13 protein-coding genes and 1 tRNA gene are annotated in these 11,993 nt (G+C 67.7%); 7 read left to right on the plus strand and 7 right to left on the minus strand.

Features of this window, described 5'->3' with window-relative positions; all coding sequences use genetic code 11:
- Positions 1–5: 5 nt before the first annotated feature.
- Genes A5775_RS09175 through nth form a run of 3 tightly spaced genes read right to left on the minus strand, consistent with a single transcriptional unit; the run spans position 6 to position 2,228 of the window.
- Positions 6–824, minus strand: coding sequence for a CoA pyrophosphatase (locus A5775_RS09175; RefSeq protein ID WP_067250978.1), 819 nt, complete (start codon positions 822–824; stop codon positions 6–8).
- Positions 825–853: 29 nt separating this feature from the next.
- Positions 854–1,513: a TlpA disulfide reductase family protein gene (locus A5775_RS09180; RefSeq protein ID WP_067250980.1), complete on the minus strand. Its 660-nt coding sequence runs from the start codon at positions 1,511–1,513 to the stop codon at positions 854–856.
- A gap of 34 nt (positions 1,514–1,547) precedes the next feature.
- The gene (gene nth, locus A5775_RS09185) at positions 1,548–2,228 is read right to left on the minus strand and encodes an endonuclease III (protein ID WP_067250990.1); all 681 of its coding nucleotides are present in this window, start codon (positions 2,226–2,228) and stop codon (positions 1,548–1,550) included.
- A gap of 188 nt (positions 2,229–2,416) precedes the next feature.
- Between nth and A5775_RS09190 the strand changes: the two genes are divergently transcribed.
- Together A5775_RS09190 and crp are read left to right on the plus strand one after the other, a co-directional pair.
- Positions 2,417–2,797 carry a hypothetical protein gene (locus tag A5775_RS09190; RefSeq protein ID WP_067250993.1) on the plus strand — a complete coding sequence of 127 codons (381 nt, stop codon included), beginning with the start codon at positions 2,417–2,419 and terminating at the stop codon, positions 2,795–2,797.
- 104 nt (positions 2,798–2,901) lie between these two features.
- Complete coding sequence (gene crp, locus A5775_RS09195) at positions 2,902–3,576, plus strand: cAMP-activated global transcriptional regulator CRP (RefSeq protein WP_007772229.1); 675 nt, start codon at positions 2,902–2,904, stop codon at positions 3,574–3,576.
- A gap of 185 nt (positions 3,577–3,761) precedes the next feature.
- On the opposite strand, the gene A5775_RS09200 is transcribed toward crp, so the two are convergent.
- From A5775_RS09200 to A5775_RS25335, 3 genes are read right to left on the minus strand one after another with little or no spacing between them, the layout of a single operon-like run.
- The gene (locus A5775_RS09200) at positions 3,762–4,565 is read right to left on the minus strand and encodes an MBL fold metallo-hydrolase (RefSeq protein WP_067250996.1); all 804 of its coding nucleotides are present in this window, start codon (positions 4,563–4,565) and stop codon (positions 3,762–3,764) included.
- A 5-nt stretch (positions 4,566–4,570) separates the two neighbouring features.
- Positions 4,571–5,038 (minus strand): RidA family protein, encoded by a 468-nt coding sequence (locus A5775_RS09205; RefSeq protein ID WP_067250999.1) that lies wholly within the window; start codon positions 5,036–5,038, stop codon positions 4,571–4,573.
- A gap of 14 nt (positions 5,039–5,052) precedes the next feature.
- Positions 5,053–5,214: a DUF4177 domain-containing protein gene (locus A5775_RS25335; protein WP_008263345.1), complete on the minus strand. Its 162-nt coding sequence runs from the start codon at positions 5,212–5,214 to the stop codon at positions 5,053–5,055.
- Between the two features lie 63 nt (positions 5,215–5,277).
- Between A5775_RS25335 and A5775_RS09210 the strand changes: the two genes are divergently transcribed.
- The gene (locus tag A5775_RS09210) at positions 5,278–6,297 is read left to right on the plus strand and encodes an ArsA-related P-loop ATPase (protein WP_067251002.1); all 1,020 of its coding nucleotides are present in this window, start codon (positions 5,278–5,280) and stop codon (positions 6,295–6,297) included.
- On the plus strand, positions 6,294–7,424 hold the full coding sequence (locus tag A5775_RS09215) for an ArsA family ATPase (protein WP_067251004.1): 1,131 nt from the start codon (positions 6,294–6,296) through the stop codon (positions 7,422–7,424). The genes A5775_RS09210 and A5775_RS09215 overlap by 4 nt, the downstream gene beginning before the upstream one ends.
- Positions 7,425–7,453: 29 nt before the next feature.
- Here A5775_RS09215 and A5775_RS09220 read toward each other — a convergent pair whose 3' ends face one another.
- Positions 7,454–7,804: a WhiB family transcriptional regulator gene (locus A5775_RS09220; RefSeq protein WP_067251006.1), complete on the minus strand. Its 351-nt coding sequence runs from the start codon at positions 7,802–7,804 to the stop codon at positions 7,454–7,456.
- 349 nt (positions 7,805–8,153) lie between these two features.
- Here A5775_RS09220 and ponA2 point away from each other — a divergent pair, with 349 nt between their 5' ends.
- From ponA2 to A5775_RS09235, 3 genes are all read left to right on the plus strand, one after another.
- Positions 8,154–10,586, plus strand: coding sequence for a transglycosylase/D,D-transpeptidase PonA2 (ponA2, locus tag A5775_RS09225; protein WP_067251009.1), 2,433 nt, complete (start codon positions 8,154–8,156; stop codon positions 10,584–10,586).
- 171 nt (positions 10,587–10,757) lie between these two features.
- Positions 10,758–11,774, plus strand: coding sequence for a metallophosphoesterase (locus A5775_RS09230; protein WP_067251011.1), 1,017 nt, complete (start codon positions 10,758–10,760; stop codon positions 11,772–11,774).
- Positions 11,775–11,885: 111 nt separating this feature from the next.
- Positions 11,886–11,959, plus strand: a tRNA-Pro gene (locus A5775_RS09235).
- Positions 11,960–11,993 lie beyond the last annotated feature (34 nt).

Raw genomic sequence — 11,993 nt, forward strand, 5'->3', positions numbered from 1 at the left:
CATGTTCATCGGAGGGGCTCGCCCCGTTCACCGACCAGCGCCATCGCCTCGTCCAGCTCCCGCTCGTCGGCGGTGTCCCATGGCTGCGCCCAGCCGGCGACGTCGAGCAACGCGGAGATCACCTGGCCAGTGAATCCCCAGACCAGCATCTCGTTCAGCAGAAACGCCGGACCGGCCCACCGGCGGCCGAGGTCGCCGCGGTACACCATCAACCGGTTCTCCGGATTGATGAAGGCGCGCACCGGAACTCGCGCCACGATCGCCGTTTCGGCCTCGTTGACGACGGTCACCGAGCCGGGATCCGGCGAGTACGCCAGGACCGGGACAACGTGAAACTGCGAGGGGGCGATGAACATCCGCTCCATGGTGGCCAGGGGATGAAGCCTGCCGACGTCGATTCCCGTCTCCTCGTGGGCCTCGCGCAGGGCGGTGGCCACCGGGCCGTCATCGGTGGGGTCGGCGGCGCCGCCGGGGAACGCCGCCTGGCCTGCGTGGTGGCGCAACGTCGACGCCCGCACGGTGACCAACAGGTCGGCGTCGTCGGGGAGACCGCCCCCGGGCGGGCCGGATTGCGGGCCGGAGAAGAGCACCAGGACAGCGGCTTCGCGGCTGGCTCCGCGCAGGGCGGTGACCGCCGACGCGGCCTTGGTGGTGATCATCGCCAGCACGTCGGCGGGCAGCCGGCGCCGGGCCGCATCCGGGATGTCGTCGACGTTGTCGACGAGCGGACGCAGCCAGGACGGGCAGGCGTCAGGCGTCAGCGGAACGGTCCCGCGCGCGGGGGCGGGGTCCTCATTCCGCAGGGGCGAGCCCCCAGCACTCACGGCCCCTCCAGTCGGTTCAATTTTTCCGCTTATCCCCTGTCGGTTCCGACCGCGGCCGCGATCTCGTCGGCGGTGGTGAAAGCCCGCGGCAGCGTCTGCGCAACGCTACCGTCCGGCCGCAGAACCACCGTCGCGGGCATCACATTTACCACCCGCAGCGCCGCCGCGACCCGGCGACGACCGTCCTGCAGGGTCGGCAGCCGAACACCGAGCTCGGCCAGCCGCAGCAGGGCGGCGGCCTCGTTCTCGTCTTGATGCACCGTCACCACCGTCACGTCGGAACCGACCCGTCGTTGATACTCGGCCATCGCGGGCAGTTCGGCGGCGCACGGCGCGCACCAATATGCCCACAGGTTGAGGACCACCCGGCGCCCGGCCACCGCACGCGCGACATCGACAATCGAACCGTCGGCGGCGCACTCCGCCGTCACGCCGCGCAGCGCCTCGGGGCCGGGGGCGCTTCCATCGCCGGGACACCGCGGCAGTCCGGCCCGTTGCCGCGGACCCGCCAGCGCGGCGGGGGTATCGGCGTCGCGGTGGTCCCGGGCGGCCGCTGTCTGATCGCCCTGATCGGTCGAGCCCGTCGTGGCGGAGTGGTCGCGCAGCTGGGCCACCAGTGCCGCGATCAGCACCACCACTACCGCCAGAATCGCGATGTGCCAGCGAGCCTTCCGGGTCAGCGTCGGCATTACGGTCCCTGTGCGAGTCGGCTCCGGGGCGGGTTTACAGCCCGGCCAACGCGAGCAGGTGCTCGGTCTCCGGACCCCGCACCAGGGGCGCGGCCAACAGCGCTTCGGTGGGACCCAGGCCGAAGGAGGGGCAATCCTTGGCGATCAGGCAGACACCGCATGCGGGTTTGCGTGCATGGCACACCCGGCGGCCGTGGAAGATCACCCGATGGCTCAACACGGTCCACTCACTGCGCTCGATGAGCTCGCCGACGGCGTGCTCGATTTTGACGGGGTCCTTGTCCGCGGTCCAGCGCCACCGGTGCACGAGCCGGGCGAAATGGGTGTCGACGGTGATGCCGGGGACCCCGAAGGCGTTTCCCAGGATCACGTTGGCGGTCTTGCGACCCACGCCGGGCAGCGTGACCAGCTCGCCGATGGTGGAGGGCACCTCGCCGTCGAAGCGTTCGACCAGGGCCTGTCCGAGGCCGATCAACGAGGACGCCTTATTGCGGAAGAAGCCGGTGGGGCGGATCAGGTTTTCCAGCTCGTCCCGGTCGGCTTGGGCGTAATCCAGCGCCGACCGATACCGCTTGAACAGCGCCGGCGTCGTCAGATTGACCCGCTTGTCGGTGCTCTGCGCGGACAGGATGGTGGCGACCGTCAGCTCCAGCGGCGTGGTGAAGTCCAGCTCGCAGTGCGCGTCCGGAAACGCCTGCGCCAGCGCACGATTCATCCGACGCGCCCGCCGCACCAGGCCGACTCGGGATTCCTGCGACCAGCGCCGGGCGTCGACGCCGCCGGGCTGGGCCGGCGTTGATTTCGAGCGCCCGGACGACTTTGCCACTGTCACCTACGACAGAGTACTGATTTCGTGATCTCACCGAGACCTCGTGTTGATGCAAGGCCATGTTTACTCTTCGTGTGTCATGGTTGCTGGTCGCCGGTGTTCCGGCGCTGCTGATGCTGGCGGCGCTCGGTCTGGGGCGGCTCGAATCCGAACTCACCCGCGACCCGATCGCGGTGGCCGATATCGACGAGTTCCTCGAACGGGCGGGCGGCGTCGACATGCGCACCCTGGCCTCCGAGGGCATGCCGGAGGCGCTCGAATACCTGCACCGACGCGAATCCCTGCAGCTACCCGGCCCCGCGTTGACGGGGCGCAACGACGGACCACGCCACGCCGCGCCGTCATTCGCCGTCAGCTACGTCGACCGGGATGAGTTGACGCTACCGACGCGGATCCACGGCCATTCGCACGTCAATCCGCAATTTAGGGCACCTCGACACGCCAATCGTGTGTAGCGTTGGCACGTTAGACACAATGGCGTTCCTCTAGACTCGTCACGCGAGCAAGGGATCAGCCTGCCCGTATCACATTAATTTTCTGGGAAAGTTGAAGAGGCAACGTGGACGAGATCCTGGCAAGGGCAGGAATCTTCCAAGGGGTTGAGCCCGGCGCGGTCACGGCACTGACCAAGCAGCTGCAACCCGTCGACTTCCCCCGCGGACACACAGTCTTCGCTGAGGGGGAACCGGGGGATCGGCTCTACATCATCGTCGCGGGGAAAGTGAAGATCGGTCGCCGCTCGCCCGATGGACGTGAGAACCTGCTGACGATCATGGGCCCGTCGGACATGTTCGGCGAACTGTCGATCTTCGACCCGGGTCCGCGGACTTCCAGCGCCACCACCATCACCGAGGTGCGTGCGGTGTCGATGGACCGAGATGCGCTGCGGGCGTGGATCGCCGACCGCCCCGAGATCGCCGAGCAGTTGTTGCGGGTCTTGGCCCGACGGCTGCGCCGCACCAACAACAACCTGGCCGACCTCATCTTCACCGACGTGCCCGGCCGCGTGGCCAAGCAGTTGCTGCAGCTCGCTCAGCGTTTCGGCACCCAGGAAGGTGGGGCCATGCGGGTCACCCACGACCTGACGCAGGAAGAGATCGCGCAGCTGGTGGGGGCTTCCCGGGAGACGGTGAACAAGGCGCTGGCCGACTTCGCCCACCGCGGCTGGATCCGCCTCGAGGGCAAGAGCGTGCTGATCTCCGACTCCGAACGGCTCGCGCGCCGAGCGAGGTAAGCGCGCGTAGCGCGGGCGCGACGCCAGCGAGTAAATCGGGGGCGCTGCCACTCCAGTCAGATGGACACCGTCGGGCACCCATGAGGCGACCTCACAACGTGCCAGCGCCGGCGCTAGCGCATTGCAGACGCACTATCCGCTCTCGCAGCGGACTCATGGGGCGGGAGTGAACCAAGCGAGCACAGCTACGCCGACGGCGCCGCGCGCAGGTGATCCAGCTGCACCTGCACCGACCATTCGGCGGCGTCCCACAGCTTCTCGTCGACGTCGACGTAGACGTGCTCGACGATCTGGCGCGCGCCAGCATCCTCGCCGAGTTCCCGCAGCGCGGATCGCACCTGCTCCAGGCGCTCATGCCGGTGCGCAATGTATCCCCGCGCGACGGCATCCAGGTCCGGCAGGTCCGGCCCGTGCCCGGGCAGCACCACGCGATGGCCCAGCCCGCGCAACCGGTGCAGCGATTCCAGGTAGTCGGTCAGATTGCCGTCTTCGGAGTCCATGACGGTGGTGCCGCGGCCCAGGACCGTATCGGCGGTCAGCACGGCGTCGTCGAGCACGAACGACAGCGAATCGGCGGTGTGGCCGGGGGTGGCCATCACTTTGATCGTGAGGCCGGCCGCATCGATCACCTCGCCGTCGACCAGCTCGCCGCCCAGACCGCGCAGAAAGCCACTGCCCGCCGACCGGACCGTCGCGCCGGTGCGCTCGACCAGCTTGTCGATGCCGTCGGTGTGATCGCCGTGCCGGTGGCTGATCAGCACCAAACCAATGCGGCCCAGCGCGGCGATCCGCGCGATGTGCTCGTCGTCGTCGGGCCCGGGATCCACGATGACCAGCTCATCGCTCCGCGGGCCGCGCAGCACCCAGGTGTTGGTGCCCTCGAGCGTCATCAGGCCGGGGTTGTCGGCCAACAGGACCGAGACCGTGTCGGTGACCGCCCGCAACCTGCCGTACGCGGGATGGGTCAGCGACTCGGCAACCTCGGTCACGGCCGTCAGCCGACCTCGACGATCAGCTCCACTTCCACCGGCGCGTCCAGTGGCAGCTCGGAGACGCCGACCGCCGACCGCGCATGCGCGCCCCGGTCGCCGAACACCGCGGCGAGCAGATCGGAGGCCCCGTTGATGACGCTTGGCTGGCCGTTGAACCCGGGAGCGGACGCGACGAACCCGACGACCTTCACCACCCGGGTCACCGAGTCGATGCCCTCCAGTGAGTCGACCGCCGCCAGCGCGTTGAGCGCGCAGATCCGCGCCAGTGCCTTGCCCTCCTCCGGGGTGACCTCGGCGCCGAGTTTGCCAGTACCCGCCAGCTTTCCGGCCTGCATCGGCAGCTGGCCCGCGGTGTAGACCAGGCTGCCGGTGCGCACCGCCGGTACATAGGAGGCCAGTGGCGCGACCACCTCCGGTAGCGCGAGACCGAGCTCGGAGAGTCGGGCCTTCCAGGAGGGCTGGGCACTCATCGGATCGTGCCCCGTTACTTGGGGCGTTTCAGGTAGGCGACGTGCTGCTCGCCGGTCGGCCCGTTCAGCACGGACACCAGCTCCCAGCCGTCGGCGCCCCACTGGTCGAGGATTTGTTTGGTGGCGTGCGTCAGCAACGGGACGGTGACGTACTCCCATGCGGTCGGTTGGCTCATGCGGCGAGCTTATCGGTCGGAGGTGAACCGCTCCGGCCAACCCGGCCGGGCTAGCATGCGAAGGTGGCAACCACATCAAGCGGCGGCAGCGCCGTCGGCTGGCCGGCACGCTTGACGAAGGCCCGCCTACATTTCGTGACCGGCAAAGGCGGTACCGGCAAGTCGACGATCGCGGCGGCTCTCGCGCTGGCGCTGGCAGCCGGGGGCCGCAAAGTCCTGCTCGTGGAAGTCGAGGGCCGCCAAGGGATTGCGCAACTCTTCGACGTCCCGCCCCTGCCGTATCAGGAGGTGAAGATCGCGACCGCCGAACGCGGGGGTCAGGTCAACGCCCTGGCGATCGACATCGAGGCCGCGTTCCTGGAATACCTCGACATGTTCTACAACCTGGGCATCGCGGGCCGGGCGATGCGCCGCATCGGTGCGATCGAGTTCGCGACGACCATCGCGCCCGGCCTGCGCGACGTGCTGCTCACCGGGAAGATCAAAGAGACGGTGATACGCGTCGACAAGAACCGGCTTCCGGTTTATGACGCGATCGTCGTCGACGCCCCTCCGACGGGACGGATCGCGCGCTTTCTGGATGTCACCAAGGCCGTGTCGGACCTGGCCAAGGGCGGCCCGGTGCACTCGCAGGCCGACGGCGTGGTCAAGCTGCTGCACTCCGAGCAGACCGCCATCCACCTGGTCACCCTGCTCGAGGCGCTGCCCGTCCAAGAGACGCTGGAAGCCATCGAGGAGCTCGCCGACATGCAACTGCCGATCGGCAGCGTGATCGTGAACCGCAACATTCCCTCTTACCTGCAGCCGGCGGATCTGGCGAAGGCCGCCGAGGGGGACGTCGACGCGGACTCGGTGCGGGCCGGCCTGGAAAAGGCTGGAATCACGTTGAACGACCACGATTTCGCCGGGCTGCTTACCGAGACCATCGAGCACGCGACAGTGATCGCCACGCGTTCCGAAATCGCGCAACAGCTCGATGCGTTGAAGGTGGCGCGGCTGGAACTCCCCGCGATTTCCGACGGCGTCGACCTCGGTAGCCTTTACGAACTGTCGGAATCGCTTGCGCAGCAGGGAGTTCGATGAGCACCACACCGAAACAGCTTGATATGGCCGCTATCCTGGCCGACACATCCAACCGGGTGGTGGTGTGCTGCGGTGCGGGTGGCGTGGGCAAGACCACTACCGCCGCCGCGATCGCGCTGCGCGCCGCCGAATACGGCCGCAACGTCTGCGTCTTGACGATCGATCCGGCCAAACGGCTGGCTCAGGCGCTGGGTGTCAATGACCTCGGCAACACGCCGCAACGAGTCCCGCTGGCGGCTGAGGTTTCCGGCGAGTTGCACGCGATGATGCTCGACATGCGTCGCACCTTCGACGAAATGGTGGTTCAGTACTCCGGACCCGGTCGCGCACAAGCGATTCTGGACAACCAGTTCTATCAGACGGTCGCCAGTTCGCTTGCCGGCACGCAGGAGTACATGGCGATGGAGAAGCTGGGTCAGCTACTGGCCGAGGACCGCTGGGACCTGGTGGTCGTCGACACCCCACCGTCGCGCAATGCGCTGGACTTCCTGGACGCACCGAAGCGGCTGGGCAGCTTCATGGACAGCCGCTTGTGGCGGCTGCTGCTGGCGCCCGGCCGCGGCATCGGCCGGTTGGTCACCGGCGCAATGGGTTTGGCTATGAAGGCGCTGTCCACGATCCTGGGCTCGCAGATGCTCGGCGACGCCGCGGCGTTCGTGCAATCACTGGACGCCACATTCGGTGGCTTCCGGGAAAAGGCCGACCGCACCTACGCGCTGCTGAAAAGGCGTGGCACGCAATTCGTTGTGGTGTCAGCCGCCGAGCCCGACGCGCTGCGCGAGGCGTCCTTCTTCGTCGACCGGCTGTCGCAAGAAGGGATGCCGCTCGCCGGGCTGGTCTTGAACCGCACGCACCCGACGCTGTGCTCCCTGCCGGCCGAGCGGGCGATCGACGGCACCGAAATGCTGGAGCACGAGAGGGATTCCGAGGCCGCGTCGCTGGCCGCAGTCGTGTTGCGAATTCATGCCGAACGCGCGCTAACCGCCAAGCGGGAAGTCAGATTGCTGTCCCGGTTCACCGGAGCCAATCCGCACGTGCCGGTCGTCGGTGTCCCGTCGCTGCCGTTTGACGTTTCGGATTTGGAAGCGCTGCGGGCCCTCGCCGACCAGATAACTTCGGCGGGATGAGCCCCTAGCCCTTAGCTATCGGCGCTGGGTCAGCCGGCGGTGCGGCTTCTGCTCTTGTCGAAGAAGTCCGCCCAGGACACCACCTCGGGGTGCTGCTTGAGCAGCGCGCGGCGTTGCCGCTCCGTCATGCCGCCCCAAACCCCGAACTCGACCTTGTTGTCCAGCGCGTCTGCGGCGCACTCCTGCATCACCGGGCAGTGTCGGCAGATCACTGCCGCCTTGCGCTGGGCCGCGCCGCGGACAAACAGTTCGTCGGGATCGGTCGTGCGGCACAGAGCCCTCGAGACCCAAGCGATCCGTTCTTCAGCATCAACGCTGCGGAGTACCCCTTGTGCGGCTGCAATGTTCGTCCTACGCGCCGCCGACCGTATTGGTGACACGAACTGTTCCCTTCCCTACCGGCCGCCCGTCACGGCCGCCCTCCGGGGTGCAGATCCCGCCTTGCGATCTACGCCTCATATGTACTTCGGTGTTACCTGAATCTCACCGTGTGTCTAAGTTAGGTGGTCAGGTGCCAATTGCGCAACAGTCCGATAACGCTTTTTTTGGGACGAGCGTGCCGTCTCGTACAGAATGTGGGGGGACGAAGTGATCTTGCACACTGTGTTACCCGTCTGACCTGTGACGCAATCGCAAATTCTCGATCGCCGGCCGCGGGGCACGGGCGGCTGAAATTTTGGGTGAAGTTGCAGCGTGGCGGCGTGACTAGGGGCCGCTACTGTAGTACCCATGTCAGACCGCCCCCCGGCAGCGCTCACGATTCTCAAGCTCGCGGGGCTCTGTTTGTTGGCCAGCGTCGTCGCCACGGCGCTCCTGTTTCCCGTCGCCGGTGGCATAGGTCTGGTGTCGAATCGGGCCTCAGAAGTGGTCGCCAACGGCTCGGCGCAGCTGCTCGAGGGCGAGGTGCCCGCGGTGACGACGATGGTCGACACCAAGGGCAACACCATCGCGTGGCTGTACTCGCAGCGCCGGTTCGAGGTGCCCAGCGACAAGATCGCCAACACGATGAAGCTGGCAATCGTCTCCATTGAGGACAAGCGGTTCGCCGACCACAACGGGGTGGACTGGAAGGGCACGCTGACCGGGCTGGCGGGCTATGCGCGCGGTGATGTGGACACGCGCGGCGGTTCGACCATCGAGCAGCAGTACATCAAGAATTACCAATTGCTGGTCACCGCGAAGACCGACGCGGAGAAGCGCGCGGCGGTAGAGACCACCCCGGCACGCAAGCTGCGCGAGATCCGGATGGCGCTGACGCTGGACAAGACGTTCACCAAGCCCGAGATCCTGACCCGGTACCTGAACCTGGTCTCGTTCGGCAACAACTCGTTCGGCGTGCAGGATGCCGCCCAGACCTACTTCGGCATCAACGCCGCCGACTTGAACTGGCAGCAGGCGGCGCTGCTGGCGGGCATGGTGCAGTCGACCAGCGCGCTCAACCCGTACACCAACCCCGAGGGTGCTCTGGCGCGGCGAAACCTGGTGCTGGACACCATGATCGAGAACATCCCGCAGGAGGCCGACGCACTACAAGCCGCCAAGGCCACCCCGTTGGGGATCCTGCCGCAGCCCAATGAGCTGCCGCGCGGCTGCATCGCGGCGGGCGATCGGGCGTTCTTCTGCGACTACGTCCAGGAGTACCTCTCCCGGGCCGGGATCAGTAAGGAACAGGTGGCCCGGGGCGGTTACCTGATCAAGACCACGCTGGACCCGGATGTGCAGCTCCCGGTCAAGTCCGCCATCGACAAGTTCGCCAGCCCCACGCTGCCGGGCATCTCGAGCGTGATGAGCGTGATCCAGCCCGGCAAGACGTCGCACAAGGTGATGGCGATGGCCAGCAACCGCACCTACGGGCTGGACGTCGACGCCGGTCAAACCATGCGCCCGCAACCCTTTTCGCTGGTCGGCGACGGCGCCGGATCCGTCTTCAAGATCTTCACCACGGCCGCGGCCCTGGACATGGGGATGGGCATCAACGCCACCCTCGAGGTGCCGGGGCGCTTCCAGGCGAAGGGCATGGGCAGCGGCGGGGCCAAGGGCTGCCCGAAGGACAACTGGTGCGTGATCAACGCCGGCAACTACCGCGGGTCGATGAATGTGACCGACGCGCTTGCCACTTCGCCCAACACCGCGTTCGCGAAGCTGATCCAGCAGGTCGGCGTGACGCGCACGGTGGACATGGCGATCAAGCTCGGGCTGCGGTCCTATGCCGACCCCGGCACCGCGCGCGACTACAACCCCGACAGCAACGAAAGCCTGGCCGACTTCGTCAAACGGCAGAACATCGGCTCGTTCACCCTGGGCCCGATCGAGGTGAACGCGCTGGAGCTGTCCAACGTGGCGGCCACACTCTCCTCGGGCGGCACCTGGTGCCCGCCGAACCCGATCGACAAGCTGGTGGACCGCAAGGGCAACGAAGTCGCCGTGACCACCGAGACCTGCGACCAGGTGGTCCCCGAGGGGCTGGCCAACACCCTGGCCAACGCGATGAGCAAGGACGCCTTGGGCGGTGGCACGGCGGCCGGTTCGGCCGGCGCGGCGGGCTGGGACCTGCCGATGTCCGGTAAGACGGGCACCACCGAAGCCCACCGCTCCTCGGGCTTCGTCGGCTTCACCAACCACTACGCAGCGGCCAACTACATCTACGACGATTCCACCAACCCAACGGATTTGTGTTCATCTCCGCTGCGGCACTGCGGCGAAGGCGACCTGTACGGCGGTAACGAACCGGCGCGCACGTGGTTCACCGCGATGAAGCCGATCGCCACCAATTTCGGGCCGGTGCAATTGCCGCCCACCGACCCTCGATACGTCGACGGAGCACCCGGGTCGCGGGTGCCGAGCGTGGCGGGCCTGGACATCGATGCGGCACGCCAGCGCATCAAGGAGGCGGGCTTCCAGGTCGCCGACCAAAACAACTTCGTCAACAGCAGCGCAAAGCAGGGTGAGGTGGTCGGCACGACACCGAGCGGCGCAACGATTCCGGGCTCGATCATCACCATTCAGGTCAGCAACGGCATCCCGCCCGCCCCGCCTCCGCCCCCGGAAGGCGCGCCCGTGCCGATCGGCTCGCAGGTAGTCGAGATTCCGGGGCTGCCCCCGATCACCATTCCCCTGATGGCGCCACCGCCGCCGGCGCCCGGGCAGCCGCCGCCCCCATAGGCGTGATTGCCGCACTCCTCCGCACCCCGCTTCGCGGGCCGCATCGTCGTACGGCTGGGCTTGATTGCCGCACTCCTCCGCACCCCACTTCGCGGGCCGCATCGTCGTACGGCTGGCCGCCGTGACGCAAGAGATACGCTGCGGGTCCGCGACCGGCAGTAGGCTGCCACCATGGCTGATGCACGTCCGATCGCCCCGCTCCTCACCGGTCCGCTGCGCCGACCGCATCGTCGCGGGGCCTTGCCCGTCCTGATAGGTGCCGGTGCCGCGGCGCTCGGTTCGAGTGTCGCCGGCCTCGGCTATGCCGCGATCATCGAGCGCAACGCCTTCGTCCTGCGCGAGATCACGATGCCCGTGTTGAGTCCGGGCTCCACACCGCTGCGCGTGCTGCATATCAGTGATCTCCACATGACACCCGGCCAGCGCCGCAAACAGGCGTGGCTGCGGGAGCTCGCCGGCTGGGAACCCGACCTGGTGGTCAACACCGGAGACAACCTGGCCCACCCCAAGGCCGTCCCGGCGGTCATCCAGGCCCTCGGGGACCTGCTGTCACGACCCGGTGTCTTCGTGTTCGGCAGCAACGACTACTTCGGGCCGCGCCTGAAGAACCCGCTGAACTACGTGACCAACCCGTCGCACCGGGTCCGTGGCGAGCCGCTGCCCTGGCAGGACCTGCGCGCGGTGTTCACCGAGCGCGGCTGGCTCGACCTGACCCACACTCGGCGCGAGTTCGAGGTGGCGGGACTGCACATCGCCGCCGCGGGCGTGGACGACCCGCACCTCGACCGGGACCGCTACGACACCGTCGCGGGCCCGGCCAGTCCGGCGGCGAACCTGCGGCTGGGGCTGACCCATTCCCCGGAGCCCAGGGTGTTGGACCGTTTCGCCGCCGACGGCTATCAGCTGGTGATGGCCGGACACACCCACGGCGGGCAGGTGTGCCTGCCGTTCTACGGCGCTCTGGTGACCAACTGCGGCCTGGACCGCTCCCGCGCGAAGGGGCCGTCGCGGTGGGGCGCGCGCATGCAGTTGCACGTCTCCGCGGGAATGGGCACCTCGCCGTTCGCGCCGGTGCGGTTCTGCTGCCGGCCGGAGGCCACCATGCTGACGTTGATCGCCGCCCCGATGGGCGACCGCGACGCGGTCAGTGATCTGAGCCGTTCGCAGCCAACAGCTTCGGTGCGTTGACAGACCGGACCCGTATCGCGGTCCGCAGCCGCTCACGTGACTGAAAGTGACCATGCGCACCGCGGTTTGGCCAGCCGATAGGCCGGTGCGATAGGCTGTCGGAGCTTCAAGCGGGGTGTGGCGCAGCTTGGTAGCGCGCTTCGTTCGGGACGAAGAGGCCGTGGGTTCGAATCCCGCCACCCCGACTCAGAACTGGCTGATAAAGCTGGTTTTTCGACG

Source organism: Mycobacterium sp. 852002-10029_SCH5224772, assembly GCF_001667315.1.
In the GTDB taxonomy this organism is placed as follows: domain Bacteria; phylum Actinomycetota; class Actinomycetes; order Mycobacteriales; family Mycobacteriaceae; genus Mycobacterium.

What these genes read in the sequence shown, in the direction of transcription:
- ponA2 (WP_067251009.1), top strand. Translation starts at nt 8,154, where the DNA reads ATGTCAGACCGCCCCCCGGCAGCGCTCACGATTCTCAAGCTCGCGGGG.
- A5775_RS25335 (WP_008263345.1), bottom strand. Translation starts at nt 5,214, where the DNA reads ATGAGCCAACCGACCGCATGGGAGTACGTCACCGTCCCGTTGCTGACG.
- A5775_RS09180 (WP_067250980.1), bottom strand. Translation starts at nt 1,513, where the DNA reads ATGCCGACGCTGACCCGGAAGGCTCGCTGGCACATCGCGATTCTGGCG.
- nth (WP_067250990.1), bottom strand. Translation starts at nt 2,228, where the DNA reads ATGAATCGTGCGCTGGCGCAGGCGTTTCCGGACGCGCACTGCGAGCTG.
- A5775_RS09215 (WP_067251004.1), top strand. Translation starts at nt 6,294, where the DNA reads ATGAGCACCACACCGAAACAGCTTGATATGGCCGCTATCCTGGCCGAC.
- A5775_RS09205 (WP_067250999.1), bottom strand. Translation starts at nt 5,038, where the DNA reads ATGAGTGCCCAGCCCTCCTGGAAGGCCCGACTCTCCGAGCTCGGTCTC.
- A5775_RS09230 (WP_067251011.1), top strand. Translation starts at nt 10,758, where the DNA reads ATGGCTGATGCACGTCCGATCGCCCCGCTCCTCACCGGTCCGCTGCGC.